This window comes from Streptomyces thermodiastaticus (genome assembly GCF_014656135.1).
Classification (GTDB): Bacteria; Actinomycetota; Actinomycetes; order Streptomycetales; family Streptomycetaceae; genus Streptomyces; species Streptomyces thermodiastaticus.
This window is the reverse complement of record NZ_BNBV01000005.1, coordinates 134,326-156,595: the sequence shown is the minus strand read 5'-3', so window position 1 is coordinate 156,595 and position 22,270 is coordinate 134,326. Positions and strand designations below refer to the sequence as shown.

At 74.5% G+C, this 22,270-nt stretch carries 14 protein-coding genes; 6 read left to right on the top strand and 8 right to left on the bottom strand.

Annotated elements, in window-relative coordinates; all coding sequences use genetic code 11:
- Positions 1–27: 27 nt before the first annotated feature.
- On the top strand, positions 28–837 hold the full coding sequence (locus IE286_RS07475; protein ID WP_189795815.1) for a hypothetical protein: 810 nt from the start codon (positions 28–30) through the stop codon (positions 835–837).
- A gap of 96 nt (positions 838–933) precedes the next feature.
- Here the strand turns inward: IE286_RS07475 and IE286_RS07470 are convergent, their stop codons facing one another.
- Complete coding sequence (locus IE286_RS07470) at positions 934–2,880, bottom strand: cell division protein PerM (protein ID WP_189795814.1); 1,947 nt, start codon at positions 2,878–2,880, stop codon at positions 934–936.
- A 544-nt stretch (positions 2,881–3,424) separates the two neighbouring features.
- Between IE286_RS07470 and IE286_RS27080 the strand changes: the two genes are divergently transcribed.
- Positions 3,425–4,111 (top strand): SigE family RNA polymerase sigma factor, encoded by a 687-nt coding sequence (locus IE286_RS27080; protein WP_229862037.1) that lies wholly within the window; start codon positions 3,425–3,427, stop codon positions 4,109–4,111.
- Between the two features lie 197 nt (positions 4,112–4,308).
- Here the strand turns inward: IE286_RS27080 and sucD are convergent, their stop codons facing one another.
- The 5 genes from sucD to IE286_RS07440 all read right to left on the bottom strand — a co-directional run bounded on the left by sucD (position 4,309) and on the right by IE286_RS07440 (position 12,173).
- A complete protein-coding gene (gene sucD / locus IE286_RS07460; protein WP_189795812.1) occupies positions 4,309–5,196 on the bottom strand; it encodes a succinate--CoA ligase subunit alpha in 888 nt (295 codons plus the stop codon).
- A 21-nt stretch (positions 5,197–5,217) separates the two neighbouring features.
- Positions 5,218–6,399, bottom strand: coding sequence for an ADP-forming succinate--CoA ligase subunit beta (sucC, locus tag IE286_RS07455; protein WP_189795811.1), 1,182 nt, complete (start codon positions 6,397–6,399; stop codon positions 5,218–5,220).
- Between the two features lie 455 nt (positions 6,400–6,854).
- Entirely contained in the window at positions 6,855–7,991 is a 1,137-nt protein-coding gene (locus IE286_RS07450) for a VWA domain-containing protein (protein WP_189795893.1), read from the bottom strand.
- 101 nt (positions 7,992–8,092) lie between these two features.
- Positions 8,093–10,795 carry a DUF5682 family protein gene (locus IE286_RS07445; protein WP_229862036.1) on the bottom strand — a complete coding sequence of 901 codons (2,703 nt, stop codon included), beginning with the start codon at positions 10,793–10,795 and terminating at the stop codon, positions 8,093–8,095.
- A gap of 169 nt (positions 10,796–10,964) precedes the next feature.
- Positions 10,965–12,173: an AAA family ATPase gene (locus IE286_RS07440; protein ID WP_189795810.1), complete on the bottom strand. Its 1,209-nt coding sequence runs from the start codon at positions 12,171–12,173 to the stop codon at positions 10,965–10,967.
- 132 nt (positions 12,174–12,305) lie between these two features.
- On the opposite strand from IE286_RS07440, the gene IE286_RS07435 reads away from it, so the two are divergent.
- Entirely contained in the window at positions 12,306–13,655 is a 1,350-nt protein-coding gene (locus IE286_RS07435; RefSeq protein WP_189795809.1) for an SWIM zinc finger family protein, read from the top strand.
- 256 nt (positions 13,656–13,911) lie between these two features.
- Positions 13,912–15,528 (top strand): DUF5691 domain-containing protein, encoded by a 1,617-nt coding sequence (locus IE286_RS07430; RefSeq protein ID WP_189795808.1) that lies wholly within the window; start codon positions 13,912–13,914, stop codon positions 15,526–15,528.
- Between the two features lie 180 nt (positions 15,529–15,708).
- On the opposite strand, the gene icmB is transcribed toward IE286_RS07430, so the two are convergent.
- Positions 15,709–16,125, bottom strand: a complete 417-nt coding sequence (icmB, locus tag IE286_RS07425) for a coenzyme B12-dependent isobutyryl CoA mutase small subunit (RefSeq protein WP_189795807.1) — start codon at positions 16,123–16,125, stop codon at positions 15,709–15,711.
- Positions 16,126–16,774: 649 nt separating this feature from the next.
- Here icmB and IE286_RS07420 point away from each other — a divergent pair.
- Positions 16,775–17,641 carry an esterase/lipase family protein gene (locus tag IE286_RS07420; protein ID WP_189795806.1) on the top strand — a complete coding sequence of 289 codons (867 nt, stop codon included), beginning with the start codon at positions 16,775–16,777 and terminating at the stop codon, positions 17,639–17,641.
- Between the two features lie 235 nt (positions 17,642–17,876).
- Entirely contained in the window at positions 17,877–19,496 is a 1,620-nt protein-coding gene (locus tag IE286_RS07415; protein WP_189795805.1) for a M23 family metallopeptidase, read from the top strand.
- A gap of 114 nt (positions 19,497–19,610) precedes the next feature.
- On the opposite strand, the gene pcrA is transcribed toward IE286_RS07415, so the two are convergent.
- Positions 19,611–22,097, bottom strand: a complete 2,487-nt coding sequence (pcrA, locus tag IE286_RS07410) for a DNA helicase PcrA (RefSeq protein ID WP_189795804.1) — start codon at positions 22,095–22,097, stop codon at positions 19,611–19,613.
- Positions 22,098–22,270: the final 173 nt, after the last annotated feature.

The window sequence follows — 22,270 nt, the reverse complement described above, 5'->3', positions numbered from 1 at the left end:
TAGTCACAAGGGGAAGACGCTTACTCGATGCCGGACCGCAGCCTGCGACTCCTCATGTTCCCTCCGCAGTCGGCGCGGGGAGGGGAGCGCGGCACCGTGCTGCTGCGGGAGCGCCCCTCCTCGCCGCCGGACGGGAAGGACCCCCAGGGCAAGGACGCCGACCCGGAGAACTCCGGCCGGCCGGGCGCGGGGACGGACGACAATCCGTTCGCGCCGCCGCCCGAGGGTGCTCCGGACCGCCCCTGGCAGCCGCGGCGCCCCTCCAGGGGCGATGCCTCCGGTGAGGAAGGCCGGGACGAGGGCGGCGACCGCTCGCCCTGGGGCCGGTGGAGCGACCGGCAGCCCGACCGCTCCCCCGGTGGCTTCGGCGAACGCCCGCAGCTGCCGGGCGCAGGCGGCGAGGGACCCGGCCGTCGGCCCGGCCCGGGCACCCGCTGGGACCCCACCGATCCCGCTCAGCGCCGGGCGCGCTACGCCCTGCTGTGCGGCATGTGGGCCTTCTTCTTCGTGCTGTTCGGCTGGCCCTATGTGGCGCTGCTGCTCGGCGCGCTCGCCCTGTACTGGGGCATCAGCTCGCTGCGGTCCGCGCCGCGCCGCCCGGATCCGGACCAGTCGGCCGCACCGCAGCCGCAGGGCCGCCCGCAGGCCACAGCGGCGGTCAGCGGCCTGGTCACCGCCTCGCTGGCGCTCGTGCTGGTCGCGTCGGGCTTCGCCGCGCAGTTCGTCTACCGCGACTACTACGCGTGCGTGGACGACGCGCTCACCCATCAGGCCAGACAGTCCTGCGACCAGCATCTGCCGCAGCAGCTGCGGGGCCTGCTGGACGCGGACGGCTGAGGACACGGACGGCCGAGGACACGGACGGCCGAGGACACGGACGGCTGAGGACGCGGACCGCTGAGGCTGCGCCGCCCGGGGGCCGGTGGCCCGTGATCAGCCGGGCCCGGGCCTGCTGCCCGGAGCGGGCGCGGCATCGGGTTCGTCCGGTGCGGGTGCGGCCATGTGGTCGCCCCGTGACGCCGCGTCCGTGCCGGGCCGGGGGACGGTTGCGGAGTCGTGCGGGTCCTGTGGCGCGGGCTGTGTGACGGCTCGCGGTCCGGGACGCGGCCGGGGGGCCGCCGGCACGTGCGCGGGCCGGGACGAGGACGGCGCCGTGCCCGGCTCCTGCTCGCGTCCGCTCTGTACGCCCCGTACGTCCTGCGCATCCTGTACGTCCTGTCCACCCTGTGCGTCCTGTTCGCTCTGGCGGTCCTGTTCGTCCGCCATCCGGTCCGGCTTCCTCTCGGGTGTCCGCGGTTCCGTCGCCGGCCCGGCATCCTCCGGTGACCGCGTGGCCCGCGGGAGGTCCGCCCGGTGCGGGCGGTGTACGGCGTCACCCTCGGGCCAGGCGGTGGGGTCGCTCACGGCAGGGTCGAGGGGCAGCACGTCGTACGGCTCGGCGGAGGCGTCGTCGTAGCGCGGGGGCACCCGCACCGCCGCGGCCTGCGAGGGCCGGGCCGGCTGCGCGTCGCCGCGGCGTGGCCCGACGATGCGCACCGCGCTCGGGGCACGCCGGAACAGGCGGCTCGCCCAGCGGCGCCACAGCCAGACCAGCAACGCCGCCGGCACGGCCACCGGTGTGGTCCACAGCAGCGCGGCCCCGGCCACCTGCCAGCCGGCCGGACCGAACCGCGCGAGCACGGCGTCGCCCAGCGCGCCGCCCGCCAGCTGCGCGCCCGCGCCGAGGCCGAGCGCGCACACCAGGCAGGCCAGGGCGGCACCGCCCGAGGTCCGCCGCCAGGACCAGGGCCGCGCCCCGTCGTCCCCGTCGGCGTCCCGCACCTCGCCGGTCGCGGCGTCGGCGACGAACCAGCCGATGGTCACTCCGGCCGCCACCGGCACCGCCGCGCACACCCAGTGCAGCCGGGTGCCGGGGCCCGCGTCCGGCACGGCCGCGAGCAGCGGGAGGGGCGGCAGCAGCGGCGCCGGTGCGGAACCGGACGGCGCGACGAGGTGACCGGCGCCGAGCTGGAACCCCGGCCCGAGGGTGTATGCCACCGCCCACAGCACCGCGTTGGGCAGCAGCGCCAGGCACAGCAGCAGCACCGCGAACCGGCCCGACCAGCCCTCCGTCAGCCGCACGAAGCCCGCCTGGGCCGCCCCCGAGTGCCACACCAGGGACACCCCCAGCACCAGCGCTCCGCCCCCGGTGAACATCAGCGCACCGGCTCCCGCGGCCCGGGCCGAGGGCCCCAGCCGCGCCCGCGGGCCCGGCATGAGGAGCAGACGGCGCACGCCCGGTGACAACCGGCTCAGTGCACGCTCGAGCGGCGCGCGGGGACAGCCGTACGCCGCCCAGACGCCGCTGCCCACCGCGACCGCGGTGACCAGCGGCACCCACAGCACGATCCACAGCCAGGAGGGGCGCAGCGGCCCGTCCTGGGCGTACCCCGCGGCGGCGCCGACCACGGAGAGGTACCCGGCGACGACACCGCTCCAGGCGGTGCGCGGGGGAACGAGCGGGTTGCCGTCACCGGGGTCGGTGGCGTCCCTGCCCGCCCGGTGCAGCAGCACCGCGGGCAGCAGGAGCAGCAGCAGCGGGGTGACGCCGAGGGGGACGTCCGCGCCGGTGAGCGTGCCGGTGCGGACCAGTTCGGCCCCGTGCGCCAGCAGCCACAGGGCGGCGGCCACGCGCAGGGCGCTGCCCGGTGAGCCGTCGGGGTCGGGGGAGCTGATCCACAGGACGATGACGAGGACGGCGGTCGCACCGAGGCCGAGGCCCGCCGCGACCACGCCGCCCAGGAGGCCGGCGCCGAAGCCGGGCGACCGGGACCGCAGACGGGTGGGCGGGGAGGCGAGCGGCGGTCGTCGACGGTTCTTCGTCTGGATCACGCCCGCCATGCTCCCAACGTCACTCGCTTTTCGGTCGTAACGGGCGCTTCTCCGTAGTGTCGCTCAAGATACGTTTATGCGACGGTTCATGCGGAGGGAGGATGCGGAGGGAGGCACGGTGCCGGACAGCCGAGCGACTCCCCTGCCACCGCCGGCGGACCGCCGGCTTGTGGGGGCTTTCGCGGGCCTGACGGCCACTCAGGGGGCAGGCGCTTCCGGGACGGAGGCCATAGCCCGGGACGATGCCGGGTCGGGGGCCGGGACCGGGGACGGCGCCGGATCAGGGGCCGGGAGCGGGGACGGCGCCGGATCAGGGGCCGGGAGCGGGGACGGCGCCGGGTCGGGGGCCGGGGCCGGGTCGGGGGCCGGGTGCGGGTGCGGGTGCGGGACCGGGACTGGGACCGGGGGCAGTTCCGGGAACGCCGTCGGCCGCCGGGCCGGTGCGCGGCTGACTCCCGCTCAGGCCTTCGACGCCCTGCACGCGTACTGCGCCCCGGCACTCCAGCGCCAGGCCTACCTGCTCACAGGCCGTCACGACCACGCGCGCGACGCCGTGGCGCGGGCTTTCCGGCTGGCCTGGCAGCGCTGGCCCGAGGTCGCCCGCGACCCCGACCCGCCCGGCTGGGTGCGCGCGGCGGCCTACGACTGCGCCCTGTCCCCCTGGCGGTCGGCCCGCCGGGCCGGCCGGCGCCCCGATGTGCCGCCCGATCCGGCCGACCAGGCGCTCCAGGCGGCGCTGCTCCGGCTGCCGCCGTGCTACCGCCGCACCCTCGTCCTCCACGACGGCGTGGGCCTGAACCTGCCCGACACGGCCGCGGAGACCGAGGCCGGCACGGCCGCGACGGCGAACCGGCTGCTGCACGCCCGCGAGGCCGTGGCGACCCTGCTGCCGGACCTCGCCGACCCCGCCGAACTGCACCGGCGGCTGGTCCGCCTGGCATCTGCGGAACACAGTCCGGTGCCCGCGGCCAGGGACCTGCGCGCCGCCGGGGAACGCGGAGTCCGGCTGTGGACCCGCTCCGCCCTCGCGCTCACCGCTGCCGTCGCCGGGGCGACCGCGCTGACCTGGCACACCGCCCCCGCCCACTACGTGGCGCCGGTGTCACCCGGCCACGCCGTGGAGGGACTGCCGGTGCCGGGCGCGCTCGGCCCTGTGTCCCGCGACGCCCTCCGTCCGAGCACCAAGCTGCACAAGGGGCCCTTCGGCGGCCCGGAACGGCTCCTGCCGCTGGCGCGCTAGCGTCCGCCGCCCGTGACCCGGCATCACCCGTCATCCGGCATCACCCGTGATCCGGCATCGCCTGTCCTCCGTGACACCCGTCATCGGGAACGGGCCCGGAAACGGCGGTGGGCCCGCCCCTGGTGCGGGGGCGGGCCCACCGGCCGAGCGCCGTGCGGCGGATCGGCTCGCGCGCAGAAGGCGACGAGACCGGTCGCTCAGGAGGCGGCGAGGATCTCGCGCGCCAGCTTGGCCGTCTCGGTCGGGGTCTTGCCGACCTTGACACCGGCGGCCTCGAGGGCCTCCTTCTTGGCCTGGGCGGTGCCGGAGGAGCCGGAGACGATGGCGCCGGCGTGGCCCATGGTCTTGCCCTCGGGCGCGGTGAAGCCCGCGACGTAGCCGACGACCGGCTTGGTCACGTTCTCCTTGATGAAGGCCGCGGCCCGCTCCTCGGCGTCGCCGCCGATCTCGCCGATCATGACGATCAGATCGGTCTCGGGGTCCTCCTGGAACGCCTTCAGGGCGTCGATGTGGGTGGTGCCGATGATCGGGTCACCGCCGATGCCGACGCAGGTGGAGAAGCCGATGTCCCGCAGCTCGTACATCATCTGGTACGTCAGCGTGCCGGACTTGGAGACCAGACCGATGCGGCCCGGCTTGGTGATGTCGGCCGGGATGATGCCGGCGTTCGACTGGCCCGGGGTGATCAGGCCGGGGCAGTTCGGGCCGATGATGCGGGTCTTGTTGCCCTTCTTGCCGGCGTACGCCCAGAAGGACGCCGTGTCGTGGACGGCGATGCCCTCGGTGATGACGACCGCGAGCGGGATCTCGGCGTCGATGGCCTCGATGACCGCGTCCTTGGTGAACTTCTCCGGAACGAAGATCACGGTGACGTCGGCGCCGGTCTTCTCGATGGCCTCCTTGACGGAGCCGAAGACCGGGATCTCGGTGCCGTCGAAGTCGACGACCTGGCCCGCCTTGCGCGGGTTCACGCCACCGACGATGTTCGTGCCGGAGGCGAGCATGCGGCGGGTGTGCTTCTGACCCTCCGAGCCGGTCATGCCCTGGACGATGACCTTGGATTCCTTGGTGAGGAAGATAGCCATGGTGTTGTGTGACCTCGTCCCTTACTTCGCGGCAGCAGCCAGCTCGGCGGCCTTGTCGGCCGCGCCGTCCATGGTGTCCACCTGCTGGACCAGCGGGTGGTTGGCGTCCGTCAGGATCTTGCGGCCCAGCTCGGCGTTGTTGCCGTCGAGGCGCACGACCAGCGGCTTGTTGACTTCTTCGCCCTTGCTCTTGAGCAGGTCCAGGGCCTGCACGATGCCGTTGGCGACGGCGTCGCAGGCGGTGATGCCGCCGAAGACGTTGACGAAGACCGACTTCACGTCGGGGTCGCCCAGAATGATCTCCAGGCCGTTCGCCATGACCTCGGCCGAGGCACCGCCACCGATGTCGAGGAAGTTGGCGGGCTTCACGCCGTTGTGCTTCTCACCGGCGTAGGCGACCACGTCCAGGGTGGACATGACCAGGCCGGCGCCGTTGCCGATGATGCCGACCTCGCCGTCGAGCTTGACGTAGTTGAGGCCCTTCGCCTTGGCCGCGGCCTCGAGCGGGTTGGCCGCCGCCTTGTCGTGCAGCGCCTCGAACTCGGGGTGGCGGAACTCGGCGTTGTCGTCCAGGGAGACCTTGCCGTCCAGGGCGATGACGTCACCGGAGGCGACCTTGGCGAGCGGGTTCACCTCGACCAGGAGGGCGTCCTCCTCGACGAAGACCTCCCACAGCTTCACCAGCACGTCGGCGACCTTGTCGGCGACCTCGGCCGGGAACTTCGCGGCGGCGACGATCTCCTGGGCCTTCGCCTTGTCGACACCGTCGATGGCGTCGATCGCGATCTTGGCGACGGCCTCGGGACGGGTGGCCGCGACCTCCTCGATCTCCATGCCGCCCTCGACGGAGGCGATGGACAGGAAGGTGCGGTTCGCACGGTCGAGGAGGAAGGAGACGTAGTACTCCTCGACGATCTCCGGAGCGGTCTCGGCGATCATGACCTTGTGGACCGTGTGGCCCTTGATGTCCATGCCGAGGATGTCCGTCGCGCGAGCGACCGCCTCGTCCGGAGTGGCGGCCAGCTTCACACCACCGGCCTTGCCGCGACCACCGACCTTCACCTGCGCCTTGACGACCGACTTGCCGCCCAGCCGCTCGGTGATTTCGCGCGCCGCCTCAGGCGTGTCGATGACTTCACCGGCCAGCACCGGTACACCGTGCTTGGCGAAGAGGTCCCTCGCCTGGTACTCGAACAGGTCCACGCGCTTCCGTCCCTATCAGTGATCCAGCGGTTCGTTGAATGCGTGGGCGTGCCGCGAAGGGCAACGTGACGTCCGCTTGTCACAAGGGAGGCGCACACGGTGTCCGAGCGCGCGGCATGTCCACCTCGCAGGTTATCGCCGCCCGTGGGAGCGCCCTAAATCCGGGGTCACACCCGAGCGGTGATACCTGTCACATGATGCCGCGCCTCTGGCACGGCGTGCCAGGGAGGGTGCGGACCGCGCGAGACCCACGGGCCGTGGCCGGGCCCGGCGCGACCTGCCGGAACGGCCGCGCGGGGGCCGGGCGGCCACGGCCGCCGTGCTGCCGTGCCGCTGTGGCCGCTGTGCCGCCGAGGGCCGGCCGGCCGCCTCGGGACCGGTGGCCGCCCGGCGGACCCGCCCGCCCGCCGCTTCTCCGGTGGGCGAGTTTCCCGGTGGGCGAGCGCGTGCGGCTCTCACGCGGCGTCAGGTATCGGCAGGGGCCGCTTCTCCAGTGCCGCGGCCATCACCTCGGGGAACAGATCGGGCGTGCAGGCGAACGCCGGTGCGCCGAGGGCCGCGAGCGCGGCCGCGTGCTGCCGGTCGTAGGCGGGGGCGCCCTCGTCGGACAGCGCGAGCAGCGCCACGAACTGCACCCCGGACGCCTTCATCGCCGCGACCCGCTTGAGCATCTCGTTGCGTATGCCGCCCTCGTACAGGTCGCTGATGAGGACGACGACCGTCTCGGAGGGCCGGGTGATCTGCGACTGGCAGTAGGCCAGCGCGCGGTTGATGTCGGTGCCGCCGCCGAGCTGGGTGCCGAAGAGCACGTCGACCGGGTCGTCCAGCTGGTCGGTGAGGTCGACGACCGAGGTGTCGAACACCACCAGCCGCGTGCTGATCGACCGCATGGACGCCAGCACCGCGCCGAACACCGAGGCGTACACCACGGACGGCGCCATCGACCCGGACTGGTCGATGCAGAGGATGACCTCCTTCTTCACGGACCGGGAGGCGCGGGCGTAGCCGATGAGCCGCTCGGGCACGACCGTCCGGTACTCGGGCAGGTAGTTCTTGAGGTTGGCCGCGATCGTGCGGTTCCAGTCGATGTCGTGGTGGCGGGGCCGGTTCACCCGGGCGCTGCGGTCCAGGGCGCCGGCGAGGGTGGCCCGGGTGCGGGTGGCGAGCCGCTTCTCCAGGTCCTCGACGACCTTGCGGACGACCGCGCGTGCCGTCTCCTTCGTCGTCTCCGGCATGGCCTTGTTCAACGACAGCAGGGTGCCGACGAGGTGGACGTCCGCCTCCACCGCCTCGAGCATCTCCGGCTCCAGCAGCAGGGTGGACAGGCCCAGCCGGTCGATGGCGTCCCGCTGCATGACCTGCACGACGGAGGAGGGGAAGTAGGTCCGTATGTCCCCCAGCCAGCGGGCCACCGAGGGCGCCGAGGCGCCGAGTCCGGCGGACCGCTCCCGGCCCGCACGACCCGCCCCCGCACCCGGCCCTTGTCCGCCGCCGCCCCCGTAGAGCGCGGTGAGCGCCGCGTCCATGGCGGCATCCCGGCCCGACAGCGCGCATCCCGTGCCGTCAGCCCCTTGCTCCCCGCCGAGCACCATCCGCCAGCGCCGCAGACGCTCCTGCGCCGGATCCTGCACCCGCACCTCGTGTCGCTCCTTCCCGGAGGCCAGCGCGCCCCCCGCCAGTTCGCCGGACGTCATCACGCCGCTCCCGCCAGTTCACCGTCCGCGGCCCGGCCCCGCGCGCCGGCCGTAAGTCCGGACACCCCGGCCGTGGATCCGGGCGCGCCGGCCGCGGAACCGGACGGGCCGGCCGCGGGGCCCGTCCGCGGGCCGTCCAGCCCCAGCAGCAGCCGCACCACCGGCAGCACCGCGTCCGCCCGCTCCCGGTCGAGCTCCGCGGCGAATCCCGGGATTCCGGCCACCCCGGCCGTGGCGCCGCCGGTCTGCCCGGGACCGCGCCGCACCAGCTCGCCGAGCGTCCGGCGCACCCCCGGCTCGTACGCCGAGAAGGTGCGCCGCAGCAGCGGCAGGACGTCCGTGAACGCCTCCGCGGGCACGGCGGTCAGCCAGGCGTCGACCAGGCCGAGCAGCCGCTCGTCGTGCACGAGCAGCATCCCGCCCCCGCCGCCGACGAACCCCTCGATCCACGCGGCGGCGTCCGCGGGCGGCGTGCCCGGGGAGAGCGCCAGGCCCATCAGGCGCGCCGCCTGTTCCTGCTCGAGGCTGCCGTCGTCGAGCAGGAGCCGTGCCGCGCGTCCGCGCAGCAGCCCGGGCACGCTGTCCCGGCCGGACAGGTTGCGCAGCACGCCGTGCCAGCGGGCGCGCAGGTCGTCGCGGCGGTCCGGGAGCGTGTCGCCGAGCAGCCCCGTGGCGGGGTGCACGGCGTCCAGGTGGTGCCGCATCTGTGCGGCGCCGTCCGCGTCGAGGGCGGCGCAGGCCGGCGGCAGGCCGACGAAGATGCGCTCGGCCAGGCCCGCGGCGACCTCGGCCAGGGCCTCGGTGGCCGTGCCGCGCACGTCGCCGTAGCGCAGCGAGCGGACCAGGGCCGGCAGTGCCTGGGCGAGGTGGCCGACGTCCGCGTCGAGCGCGGCCTTGTCGGCGAGCACCTGCATGACCACGGGGAGCGCCCCGGGCAGCTGGGCGAGCAGGCAGTGCTCGGCGAGCGCGGTGACGTCGGCGAGGGTGGCGGCGCCGAGGGCGTCCGCCTCCGCCTTGGCGGTCGCGGCGGCCACGACGGTCGTGCCCCACGCCCCGGCCTCGGCGACCCGCACCGACAGCTCCGGCTCCCAGCGCAGCCACCAGCTCTCCCGGAACGTGCCCGTGCTGCCCGGTGAGCCGGCCGGCTCGCCCCAGTTCACGCCCAGCAGCCGCAGCCGGTGCAGCAGACGGCTCCGCTCGGCGTCCGTCTCCTTGCGCAGATCCAGGTCCACCATCCGCCCGTGCGCCTCCGGCTTGAGCCGCAGCCGCCGCTGGAGGCGGGTCAGGTCCCGCTGCAGGGGCACCGCGGGCGCCGCGTCGGGCACCTCGCCCAGCTCGTCGCCGACCACCAACCGGTCGTGCACCAGCGCCAGCGGGACGTCGGAGCCCTCGCACATCACCGCCCGTGCGGCGTCCATGGTCTCGCCCAGCCCGGGCAGCGGGCGCCCGCGCATGGCGGCCAGCGTCTCGGCCAGCCGTACCGCCTCGATGACGTGCGCGGTGGAGACGGTCCGGTCCTCGGCGCGCAGCAGTCCGGCCACCTTGGTCAGCCAGCGCTCGACCGGCCGGTCCGGCGCCTCGAACAGGTGCGCGTACCAGCCCGGCGCGTCGATGCCCGCGCCGTAGCCGCCGGCCCGGGACAGCCGCCGGTGCGTCCAGGGCACCCACGTCATGTCGGTCTTGACCTTGGGCAGCCCTTTCAGCAAGGCGCGGTCGGCGGTGACGGTGGCCTTCCGGCGCAGTGCGGGCACATGCCACGCCCCGCACACCACGGCCACGCTCCCGCCGGAATCGCGCTGCGCCGCGCGGATCTTCAGACGCATGTGGGCCTCGCGCACGAGATCCCGCTCGCTGTCGCGGTCCGCGTACGTCTCCCGCAGCGCGGTCATGGCCTCCTCCAGCACCGTGAACGGCGCCAGCGGATCCCCCTGTCCGGCACCCCGGTGCTCGACCACGTCCTCCCACCAGCGCTCCGGGTCGTCGTAGCCGGCGGCAGCGGCGAGCGCGGCGAGCGGGTCGACGCGCACGTCGTCCCCGGCCGGGCGCCCGGTTCCCGGCTGTGCCGCGTCCGGGTGTCCGGCTTCCGGTGAGGGCGAGTGCGGGCCGTCGGCCTCCGCTTCCCCCTGGGAGGGAAGCGGGCCGGCGGGTCCGGCGGGTCCGGAGCCGGTCGCTGCCGTCGCCTCCGCTCCGGTCCCGGCCGGGTGCTCCGCGGTCCCCTCCCCCGCGGAGCCCCGGCCGGTGCCGGGTTCCTGTTCCGCTTCGTCCGAAGCGGCTTCCTCTTCCGCAGCGGCCTCGTGCCTCTCCGAAGCGGCCTCGTGCCCTTCCGAAGCGGCCTCGCGCCGGTCCCACGCCAGGGTGTGCGCGGCCGGCAGGTCGATGAAGCGGACCTCGGCCCCGTGATCCAGGGCCCACCGGACGGCCACCCACTCCGGGGAGAAGGCGGCCAGCGGCCAGAACACCGAGCGGGCCGGCTCGTCCACGGCGTGGGCGAGGAGGGCCACGGGCGGCCGCATGCCCTCGTCCGCGGCGAGCGGGAGCAGCGCGTCGGCCTCCGGCGGGCCCTCGACGAGCACCACGTCCGGCCGTGCCGCGTCGAGCGCGGCCCGCACCGCGCGCGCCGACCCCGGTCCGTGGTGCCGCACTCCGAGCAGCAGCGGCTCCGTGGCCTTGGCGCGGCCGCCCGCCCTGTCAGCTCCGGTCACACCGTCCCCCTTGCCGTATGCCGTCCCCGCCCCGCGTGCCGTCCGCACCGCGTGAGCCGTCCGCCTTTTCCGCCCGTCCAGCTGGGCTCCTCACCGGAGCGGGCCCGCACCGCGCCGTCGCCGCGCACGGGCACCGTCCGCTCCGTGCCGTCCGTCCTGCCGAAGCCGGTCATGCGCTCACCTCCCGGCAGGCGCGGTAGAAGTCCTTCCAGCCGTCGCGTTCGCGCACCACCGTCTCCAGGTACTCCTGCCAGACGACGCGGTCGGCCGCCGGGTCCCGGACGACGGCGCCGACGATCCCGGCGGCGACGTCACCGGCGCGCAGCACTCCGTCGCCGAAGTGGGCGGCGAGGGCGAGACCGTTGGTGACGACCGAGATCGCCTCCGCCGTCGACAGGGTGCCGCTGGGCGACTTCAGCTTGGTGCGGCCGTCGGTCGTGACACCGTCGCGCAGCTCGCGGAAGACCGTCACCACACGGCGGATCTCGTCGATGCCGTCCGGCACCGCCGGCAGGTCCAGCGAGCGGCCGATCTGCTCGACCCGGCGCGTGACGATGTCGACCTCCGCGTCCGGGGACTCCGGCAGCGGCAGCACCACCGTGTTGAAGCGCCGGCGCAGGGCGCTGGACAGGTCGTTGACGCCGCGGTCGCGGTCGTTGGCCGTGGCGATCAGGTTGAACCCGCGGACCGCCTGCACCTCTTCGCCCAGCTCCGGTATGGGCAGGGTCTTCTCCGACAGGATCGTGATCAGCGTGTCCTGCACGTCGGCGGGGATGCGGGTCAGCTCCTCCACGCGCGCGGTCATGCCCTGCGCCATGGCCCGCATCACGGGGCTGGGCACGAGGGCGTCGCGGCTCGGGCCGTGGGCGAGCAGCTGCGCGTAGTTCCATCCGTAGCGGATCGCCTCCTCCGGCGTGCCCGCCGTGCCCTGCACCAGCAGGGTGGAGTCGCCGCTGACCGCCGCCGCCAGGTGCTCCGACACCCAGGTCTTGGCGGTGCCGGGCACGCCCAGCAGGAGCAGCGCACGGTCGGTGGCGAGGGTGGTGACGGCGACCTCGATGACGCGGCGCGGCCCGACGTACTTCGGTGTGATCACCGTGCCGTCCGGCAGGGTGCCGCCGAGGAGGTAGGTGGCGACCGCCCACGGCGACAGCTTCCAGCGGGCCGGCCGCGGCCGGTCGTCGTGTGCGGCCAAGGCCGCCAGCTCGTCGGCGAAGGCGTCCTCGGCGTGCGGCCGCAGCGCCTGCCCCTCCCCCTTCGCGGACGTGGTCACGGTGTCGGTCCGCACGCCGTTCGCGGGCGTGGAGTGCTCGGTGTTCGCGGACGCGGAGCGCTTGCGGCGCGGTGCGGCGGACGTCGTCCCGACGGAAACAGACATGGCTGAGGCCCCCTCCAGCTCGGCCGGTGCGAATGTGACCCCACCGTGCACCACGCCACTGACAATGCGTTCTGACCTGCGAAAATGCCGTCTCGGGGCCGATTGTCAGTGGGGGGACCTACCGTCGACGGCATGACTCAGCAGGGGGTGCGCTGGAGCGCGGACCAGGTGCTGGCACTGGCGCCTGACGCCGCGTCGCGCAAAGCGGGCAGCAAACTCGGCACGGCGGGGCCGTGGTCCGAGACCGGTAGTTCGAACGAGGGGGCGGTGTGGGGGCTGTGCAAGGGCAGCGGCAGCACGCCGTACCGCACGGTGGCCGACATCGGGGACGCGGCCGGGCCGGCGTACTCGTGCACGTGTCCCAGCCGCAAGATCCCGTGCAAGCACGCGCTCGGGCTGCTGCTTCTGTGGTCGGCCGGCCCGGACGCCGTGCCGGAGGGGACGGCGCCGGAGTGGGCCGAGCGGTGGCTCGCGGGCCGGAGGAAACGGGCCGCCGGGAGGCGCGCGAAGGCCGCGGGCGGTTCCGCCTCCGCCGACCCTGAGGCGGCGCGGCGCCGGGCGGAGCGCCGGGCCGAGCGGATCACGGCAGGGGCGACGGAGCTGGAGCAGCGCCTGGCCGACCTGCTGCGCGGCGGCCTGGCGCAGGCCGAGCAGGCGGGCTACGGGCTGTGGGAGGAGATGGCGGCCCGCATGGTCGACGCGCAGGCTCCGGGCCTGGCGGCACGGGTGCGCGAGCTGGGGTCGGTGTGCTCGTCCGGACCGGGCTGGCCGGTGCGGCTGCTGGAGGAGTGCGCCCTGCTGCATCTGCTGGACCAGGGCTGGCTGCGGCGGGAGCAGCTGCCGGAGAAGCTGGCGGCCACGGTCCACTCCCGGGTCGGCCTGCCGGGCTCCGCGGACGGCCCCGCGATACGGGACCACTGGCTGGTGCTCTCCCAGCACGACACCGTGACCTCGCGGCTGACCACCCGCCGCGTCTGGCTGTACGGCACGGACACCGGCCGTACGGCGCTCGTGCTCTCCTACGGCGCCGCCGGCCGCGAGCCCGAGCAGTCGCTGCCGGTGGGGCTGCTGATGGACGCGGAGGTGTCCGCGTATCCGGGTGCCGGCCAGGCGCGGGTGGCCCTGGGCGAGCGGTTCGGCCCGCCGGCTCCCACGCTGTGCCGCCCGCCCGGCGTGACGACGGCCGAGGCGGCCGCGCGGTACGGCGAGGCGCTGCACGAGGACCCGTGGCTGGAGTCGGTCCCGGTGACGCTGCGGGCGGTCGTCCCGGTCCCGGACGGCGACTCCTGGCAGCTGGCCGACGCCGACACCGACGCGGCGCTGCCCCTTACCCCCGCGGCCCGCTCCCGTCCGGGGCTGTGGCGGCTGGTCGCGCTGTCCGGCGGAAGGCCGGTCACGGTGTTCGGCGAGTGCGGCCACCGCGGTTTCACCCCGCTGACGGCCTGGCCGCAGCACGAGGCCCCGGCGGTGGCCCTGTGCTGACCGGTCCGTGCGCGGTGTCACGGCCGGGCCGCCGGCACGAGCGGTCCGCCGACCCGGCACGCCGCACCGGAGCACGGAGCCGGGCGGGCACGCCCCGGCACACCGCTTCACCCGAACGGCGGACGCCGCAGTCCGGCCGCGGTGCGCCCGCCGGCTGCCGTCCCGTCCGCCTCACCCGACTGTTCCGTCCCGGGGAGATGCCGGCCCCGGCGGCCTTCCGGCCGCTCGCAGGCACCCGGCAAGGGAAAGGAAGCTCATGGTCATGACCTCCGCCCCGGTGGGGGCGTCCGGCTCGGGCATCTGGGAGGAGCTGGTCACCACCGCCCTGCTCGGCACGGACCGGCGTGCGCTGCCCGACGGCGTGGGCGGCGGTCCGGCACCGGCGGCGCTGCTGGACACGGCCGCCGTGGAGACCGTCCGGCGGCGGGCGGGGCTGCTCCCGGCACCGGTGGCGCAGCGCCCGCGGCCGGCGTCCGAGGATCCCCGCCCGGCCCTGCCCGCGGCGGCGGCCCGCCGGCTCGCGATGCTGCTGGCCGACCGGTCCGGCACGGACCGCGGCGGACGCCGGGGCCCCGTCCACGACCTGAAGGGGCTGCTGCCCCAGTGGCTCGCCCTGGCGAACGCGCACGGCTACGCCCCGCCGCCGGAGACGCTGCCCGCGCTGCTGGACGCCGCCCGGGCCCACACCGACCTGCGGCCCGCCGCGCTGGCGTTCGCCGGCCCGCGCGCCCGGTGGCTGGCGCGGCTGAACCCGGAGTGGCGGTTCGTCCTGCGGGAGGCCCCGGCAGGCGGCGCGGGCCTGCCCGGCCCGGACGACACGGACCGCATCCGGCAGCTGTGGGAGGAGGGCCTGTTCGGCGAGCGGGTCGCGCTCCTGGCGGCGCTGCGCGACCGGCGGCCCGCCGCCGCACGCGAGCTGCTGGCCTCCGGCTGGACGAGTGAGCGGGCCGAGGACCGGTTGCTCTTCCTCGACGTGCTGCGCACCCGTCTGGGCCCGGACGACGAGCCGTTCCTGGAGCAGGCCCTCGGCGACCGCAGCCGCAACGTCCGGGCCACCGCCGCGCAGCTGCTGTCGGCGCTGCCGGGCTCGGCACTGGCCGCCCGGATGGCCGAACGGGCGGCGGCCTGCGTGGCCGTCGACCACACGGGCGGCACGCCGACGCTCGTGGTCGAGGCGCCCCACGAGTGCGACGCGGGCATGCAGCGCGACGGCGTGGTGCCCCAGGCGCCCTCGGGACGGGGCGAGCGGGCGTGGTGGCTGGGCCAGCTGCTGGAGGCGGCCCCGCTGAGCACCTGGCCCGGCAGGCTCGGCGGGCGGACACCGCAGGAGATCGTGGCGCTGCCGGTGGCGGACGACTGGCAGGAGGAGCTGCACGCCGCCTGGTGCCGGGCGGCGGTGCGGCAGAAGGACGCCCGCTGGGCGCGGGCCCTGCTCGGGGCGCCCGAGTCCGGCGGGCCGGGCGCGCTGTCCCTGGCCGAGCGGTCCCGTCTGGTCGAGACCCTGGACACCGACGAGCGGGCCGAGTGGGTCGCCGGCTTCATCGCGGCGCACGGGCTGGACGAGGCGTTCCAGCTGCTCGAGGTGTGCGCGGTGCCGTGGGCCGCGCCGCTGGGGCGGGCGGTGGTCGACGCGCTCGAGATCGCCCGGGACGCGGGCAGCTACCCGTGGAGCTTCAGCGGGGTCATGGGGCTGGCCGACCGGTGCCTGGACCCCGCGGAGGCGGACCGGCTGGAGAAGCTGGTGGCGGTGCGGGAGGTGGCTCAGGACGCCGCGTCCGCCCGCGTCGAGGAGCACTGGGCGGGAGAGTTCCAGCGTCTGGTGACGACCTTGCGGGTGCGGTCCGCGATGGCCGAGGAGCTGCGCGGCGGCTGAGGCGGCGACGGTCGCTGCCGGGGTCCGGCCCGGCACCGGCGGCGGTCAGGGGCTTCCTGCTCCCGCGGCTGCTCCGGTCCGGGCGTCCGCGTAACGGGCCGGGCGGGCCCGCAGGGCCTGTGCGACGGGCCCTGCGGCTCCCGGCCCGCGCCGGCGGGCGGCCCGGCCGGGACGAGCGGGTCAGGCCTCCGCGGGCTGGCGGACGTTCGCCCGGACCCAGTCCACGATCGACTGGGTGGTGGCACCCGGGGTGAAGATCTCCGCGACGCCCTTTTCCTTCAGCGCCGGGATGTCCGCCTCGGGGATGATGCCGCCGCCGAAGACCACGATGTCCTCGGCGTCCCGTTCCTTGAGCAGATCGATCACGGCGGCGAAGAGCGTGTTGTGGGCGCCGGAGAGGATGGACAGGCCGATCGCGTCGGCGTCCTCCTGGATCGCCGTGTCCACGATCTGCTCGGGGGTCTGGTGCAGTCCGGTGTAGATGACCTCCATGCCGGCGTCGCGCAGCGCCCGCGCGATGACCTTCGCACCCCGATCGTGGCCGTCGAGCCCCGGCTTGGCCACCACCACGCGGATCGGACCGGCTGCCACACCCATCACTGCCTCCATGAAGCGACTACATCCATCCGTACCGACAAGTACCGCACAGGTCGAGCACGGGGGCCTGCCGGGCGTCCCGGACACCCCCCGCGCTCCGCCGCCCACCGCACCGGGTGCACCACCCCGCGGCGGACGCCCAGGACCGCGCCACCCCGGGAAGTGAACGAACGTTATCGCCAGCATCCCCCAACCGGCAGTTTCACGGTGCGGACAGAGGGGGAAATCACACGGTGAGACAATTTCCCTGAAGCCCTCGGGGCCGAAGGGGACCCCGGTGCCGGGCACCGTCCGCCTCGACACGGCCCGCGGGCCGCCCAACCCATCCCGGCACGGGTGCCACAGCGGGAACGAGCGTCATGGGAGCCGCGAGAAGGTCACCGCATCACCGCCGCACACACCGGGCGCCGCGGCGATGCGATGCACCGGCGAGAGCACGAAGGACACACGGGCACGGACGAGGGACGGCACCGGCCCGCACCGCCGCACCGGCGGGCGCAACCGCCCGCCGCCCGGTGCGCAACGCCAGGTCCCCGGGTTCCGGCCCTCGTGCCCCGCTCGTGCTAGGCCGGCCGCCTTCACCGCGAGCCGTCCACAAGAGCACACAGGGGACGCCGCCGTCCCCCGGGGTGCGGACAGGAGGCCGGCCATGAAGGTCACCAAGGTCGCAGACCCCATCCTTCCGCTCTGCCGGCGCCTGATCGCGGTCCGGATCGCCGGACTGTCGCTGGGCCTGCTGAAGGCGACCGCACTGGAGCTGGCGATCCTCGCGGGGCACGTCCTGCTGTACCCCTCCGGGATCGTCCAGGAGCGCCGCGGCCCGGACGACACGACCGACGCGCCCGACGGCACCGCCCGGCTCCCTCAGGAGGCCAAGCCCCCGGTGGTGCTGCTGCACGGGTTCATCGACAACCGCTCGGTGTTCGTGCTGCTGCGCCGCAGCCTCGCCCAGCACGGCCGGCACCGTGTGGAGTCGCTCAACTACTCGCCGCTGACCTGCGACATCCGCACCGCCGCCGAGCTGCTCGGCCGGCACATCGAACAGATCTGCGAACGCACCGGCAGTGACCGCGTCGACGTCGTCGGACACAGTCTCGGCGGCCTGATCGCCCGTTACTACGTGCAGCGGCTCGGCGGCGACCGCCGGGTCCGCACGCTGGTCACCCTCGGCACCCCGCACGCGGGCACCCGCGTCGCACCGCTGGCCAATGCCCATCCGATCGTGCGCCAGATGCGTCCTCGGTCCGAGCTGATCCAGGAACTGGCCCAGCCGGCCCCGGGCTGCCGCACCTACTTCGTCAGCTTCTGGAGCGACCTCGACCATGTGATGGACCCGCTGGAGTCGGCGTGCATCGAGCACCCCGACCTCAAGGCGGAGAACATCCGGGTCAGCGGGATCGGCCATCTGGCCCTGCCGCTCCACCCGGCCGTCGCCAACGGCATACGGCTGGTGCTGGACACCGTACGGCCGGGCGACGAGGCCGGCGCGCACACCGGCGGCCTGACCGTGGCCTGACCCGGGCCGCACCGACCAGGTGTGCGACGGCGGCGGACACCACCGGCTGGGCTCTCACACTCGAATCCCGCCTCGAACACAACCCCAAGGCCGTGTCCGCGATCCGCCGGAACCAGGCCGATTGCCCGCTTCCCCTGTGAGGGAAACATGCAGAAGATTGTCGCGCCCGCATACCGCCGGGTACAGTCGCCGCACTGCTCTGGCAGCCCCTGTAGTCGAGGCGAAAGAGAAGTCGGTGAACGACCGTCATCCGTCGGGGACCGCGACCACCCCGGCTCCGGCCTCCGATGACGCCTCGGTGCCCTACGCGCCGTACGGCGCTCAGGGCGCCGCTCACGGCGGTTTCACCACGTTCGGCGGCCACGACCCGCACACCGGCACCACCACGGCCTTCGCGGCCGACCCCCTCTTCGGTGCCCCGGCCGCCGACGGTGCGCACACCACCGGTTCCTGGGACACCGGGGCCTGGGCCACCGACGGTCACGGGACGACGGCCCACGGCACGTGGGCGACGTACCCGGCCCAGCACCCCGCCGTCCACGACACGGGCACCTACGACACCGGCGCCTGGGCCACCGGGTTCCAGCAGCCGGTGACCTCCGCCGGGACCACGGGCCAGTGGGACACCACGGCCTGGCCCCAGCCCGGTGCGGCGGACGCCGCCGGCCGGACCCAGCAGTGGAACTGGGACACGCAGACCTTCGACACCTCGGCCTTCTCCGCCGGCACCTTCGACACCGGCTCTTTCTCCACCACCGCCTTCGACACCGGCGCCTTCGTCACCACGGCCTGGGACCCGGCGGTCCACGACACCGGCGCCTGGGACGCCACCCAGTGGAACACCGGTGCTCAGGAGGGCAGTTCGTCCACCGCGACCGGTCAGTTCCCCGGCCTTGCCCCGCAGGACGCATCCGAGGCGTGGCAGGAGACCCACGGGACCGGCCGTACCGGCGCCCTCGGCGAGAGCGAGGGCGGTGACGACACCGACGGCACCGGCCTGGCGCACCCGGCGGACGACGACCCGGCCGCGGACGACACGCCGGCGGCCGGAGCCCTCGAGCAGCAGGGCACGGCCGCGCCCGGCGTTCCCTCCCCGCGCGCGGCCTCCCGCAGTGCGGGCCGTTCGCGGCGGCGTGCGCCGGCCCGGCGGTCGGCGCTGCTGACCGTGGCGGTGCCCTCGGCGTGCGTGATGGGTGTCGCCGGGATCGCCGCGGGCTCGGTGGGTGTCTTCGGCGACGACGGCTCGGACGCGACGGCGTCCGCGGCCAATGTGCACCCGGTGCAGCCGGCCGCCGCCAACAACCAGCTGGACAGCCAGTTGCAGAGCCTGTCCGCCGGCGCCGACGACTTCGCCGACCGGGCCAGCCGCACCCAGGAGCGCATCGACCTCAAGGCGCAGAAGGAAGCCGAGCAGCGGAAGGCGGCGGAGGAGGCGGCCCGCAAGGAGCGGCTGCGTCCCAAGTTCCTGCTGCCGGTCACGCAGAAAGGGCTGAGCGCCTACTTCGGCCAGGCCGGGGTGAACTGGATGTCGGTGCACACCGGCATCGACTTCCCCGTCGCCTACGGCACCACGGTCATGGCCGCGACCGACGGCACGGTGCGCACCCAGTGGAACAGCGCCTACGGCAACATGATGATCGTGACCGCGAAGGACGGCACGGAGACGTGGTACTGCCACCTCTCCCGTTACCGGGTGCCGTCCGGCACGACGGTGAAGGCCGGTCAGCCCATCGCGTACTCCGGGAACTCCGGCAACTCCACCGGCCCGCACCTGCACTTCGAAGTCCGGCCGGGCGGCGGGGCGCCGATCGACCCGCTGCCGTGGCTGCGCAGCCACGGCCTCGACCCGACCTGAGCCGACCGGCCCTGAGCGGTGTCCGGGAAGTCCCGAATGCCGTCTGCCGCCCGGCGTCCGGCCACTGCGGGCGGCGTGCGCCCCGGCGGGTGAGCCGGGCGCGCACGCCGTGCGTCAGAGCTTCTCCACCGGCGCGTACCGCAGCAGCAGCCGCTTGGGTTTGTCGTCGCCGAAGTCGATGGTCGCCTCCGCGTTGGCGCCCGAGCCCTTGACCGCGACGACCGTGCCGAGTCCGAACTGGTCGTGGGTGACCCGGTCACCGACCGCGAGGGACACCGCCGGCTTCTCCTGGGCGCGGCGCGTGGCGAAGCCCGACGCCCCGGACGCGGAGGAGCGGGAGCGGGACGAGGACAGCGAGGCCGCCACGGCCGAGGCCGCGCCGGAGGAGGCCGCCGCCGACCCGCCCGTCCGCTTCCAGTCCAGGTGCACCGGCGGGATCTCCTCCAGGAACCGGGAGGGCGGGTTGTACGCCGGCTGCCCCCAGGCGCTGCGCATCACCGCGCGGGTCACGTACAGCCGTTCCCGGGCGCGCGTGATGCCGACGTAGGCCAGGCGCCGTTCCTCCTCCAGTTCCTTGGTCTGGCCGAGGGCCCGCAGGTGCGGGAAGACGCCGTCCTCCATGCCCGTGAGGAAGACCACCGGGAACTCCAGGCCCTTGGCGGTGTGCAGCGTCATCAGCGTGACGACGCCGTCGCCCTCCTCCTCGTCGGGGATCTGGTCGGAGTCGGCGACCAGCGCGACCTGTTCCAGGAAGTCGGCGAGCGTGCCCTGCTCGCCCTCGCCGCGCTCCTGCTCGAACTCCAGGGCGACGGCGGCCAGTTCCTGCAGGTTCTCGATGCGGGTCTCGTCCTGCGGGTCGCTGGAGGACTGCAACTCGGCGAGATAGCCGGTGCGTTCGAGCACGGCCTCCAGCACGGTGGCCGGGCCCGCGCCCGACTCGACGATCGTGCGGAGTTCCTCCATGAGCGCGTTGAAGCGCTTGACGGCGTTCACCGACCGGGCGGCCATGCCGTACGCCTCGTCGACCCGGCGCAGCGCCTGCGCGAAGCTGATCTTCTCCCGCTGGGCGAGGGCGTCGATCATCGCCTCGGCGCGTTCGCCGATGCCCCGCTTGGGCACGTTCAGGATGCGCCGCAGCGGAACGGAGTCCTCCGGGTTGGCCAGCACCCTCAGGTAGGCCAGGACGTCGCGGACCTCCTTGCGCTCGTAGAAGCGGACCCCGCCGACGACCTTGTAGGGCAGGCCGACCCGGATGAAGACCTCTTCGAAGACACGGGACTGGGCGTTGGTGCGGTAGAAGACGGCGACGTCGCCGGGCCTGGCCTCGCCCGCGTCGGTCAGGCGGTCGATCTCGTCGGCGACGAACTGCGCCTCGTCGTGCTCGGAGTCGGCGACGTAGCCGGTGATGCGGGCGCCCGCGCCCGCGTCGGTCCACAGGTTCTTCGGGCGGCGCGACTGGTTGTTCTCGATGACCGCGTTGGCGGCGGACAGGATCGTCTGCGTGGAGCGGTAGTTCTGCTCCAGCAGGATCGTGGTGGCGTCCGGGTAGTCCTCCTCGAACTGGAGGATGTTGCGGATCGTCGCCCCGCGGAAGGCGTAGATCGACTGGTCGGCGTCACCGACCACGCACAGCTCCGCGGGCGGGACGTCCGGCTCGCCCTGCGGGTCGCCGGCGTCGTCGGAGTGTCCTGCGGTGCCCACGAGTTCGCGGACGAGGGCGTACTGCGCGTGGTTGGTGTCCTGGTACTCGTCGACCAGGACGTGCCGGAACCGGCGGCGGTAGTGCTCGGCCACGTCCGGGAAGGCGCGCAGCAGATGCACCGTCGTCATGATCAGGTCGTCGAAGTCGAGGGCGTTGGCCTCGCGCAGCCGCGACTGGTACAGGGCGTAGGCCTGGGCGAGGGTCTTCTCGAAGCCGTCCGTGGCCTGGGCGGCGAAGTCCTCCTCGTCGATCAGCTCGTTCTTCAGGTTGCTGATCTTGGCGCTGAACGACTTGGGCGGGAACCGCTTCGGGTCGAGGTCCAGGTCGCGGCAGACCAGGGCCATCAGGCGCTTGGAGTCGGCGGCGTCGTAGATCGAGAAGGAGGAGGTCAGGCCGAGCTTCTTCGCCTCGCGGCGCAGGATGCGCACGCACGCGCTGTGGAAGGTCATCACCCACATCGCGTTCGCCCGCGAGCCGACGAGCTGCTCGACGCGCTCCTTCATCTCGCCCGCGGCCTTGTTGGTGAAGGTGATCGCCAGGATCTGGCCGGGGTGGACGCCGCGCTCGGCCAGCAGCCAGGCGATGCGGTGGGTGAGCACCCGGGTCTTGCCGGAGCCGGCGCCGGCCACGATGAGCAGCGGTGAGCCGGAGTGCACGACGGCGGCACGCTGGTTGTCGTTCAGCCCCTCCAGCAGGGCGGCGGAGTCCACGGCAGGGCGGTGGGCTCCGTCGCGGTAGTAGGCGTCCCGGTCCGGGGGCAGGTCGAACTTCCCGCCGAACAGATCGTCCGGAACCGGTTCCGGTACGTGATCGTCCTCGGGCGGCGGCGGGGGCTCCTCCTCGGGGCCGCGGGAGGCCTGGAGGTCCGCCAGGAAGCTGTCGTCAAAGAGGCTGCTCATCGCTCTACGAGTCTAGGGCGCCCCACCGACAGCCCGGGGCGCCTTCCCCGGCCCGCCCCTGCCGCCCGTCCGGCGGCGGTGCGTGCCGGGCCCGCCGGACCGTCCGTACGGACGGGGGTGAAGAGTCCCCTCTGCGCGCAGGGCCAGGGGGAATGCCGGGCGCCGGACGGCGG

Bases quoted from the DNA above. Each gene is read 5' to 3' on its own strand.
- IE286_RS07475 (WP_189795815.1), top strand. From the start codon at position 28: ATGCCGGACCGCAGCCTGCGACTCCTCATGTTCCCTCCGCAGTCGGCG.
- IE286_RS07470 (WP_189795814.1), bottom strand. From the start codon at position 2,880: ATGGCGGGCGTGATCCAGACGAAGAACCGTCGACGACCGCCGCTCGCC.
- IE286_RS07450 (WP_189795893.1), bottom strand. From the start codon at position 7,991: ATGGTGCTCGGCGGGGAGCAAGGGGCTGACGGCACGGGATGCGCGCTG.
- sucD (WP_189795812.1), bottom strand. From the start codon at position 5,196: ATGGCTATCTTCCTCACCAAGGAATCCAAGGTCATCGTCCAGGGCATG.
- icmB (WP_189795807.1), bottom strand. From the start codon at position 16,125: ATGGGTGTGGCAGCCGGTCCGATCCGCGTGGTGGTGGCCAAGCCGGGG.
- IE286_RS07420 (WP_189795806.1), top strand. From the start codon at position 16,775: ATGAAGGTCACCAAGGTCGCAGACCCCATCCTTCCGCTCTGCCGGCGC.
- IE286_RS07440 (WP_189795810.1), bottom strand. From the start codon at position 12,173: ATGTCTGTTTCCGTCGGGACGACGTCCGCCGCACCGCGCCGCAAGCGC.
- pcrA (WP_189795804.1), bottom strand. From the start codon at position 22,097: ATGAGCAGCCTCTTTGACGACAGCTTCCTGGCGGACCTCCAGGCCTCC.
- IE286_RS07430 (WP_189795808.1), top strand. From the start codon at position 13,912: ATGGTCATGACCTCCGCCCCGGTGGGGGCGTCCGGCTCGGGCATCTGG.
- IE286_RS07435 (WP_189795809.1), top strand. From the start codon at position 12,306: ATGACTCAGCAGGGGGTGCGCTGGAGCGCGGACCAGGTGCTGGCACTG.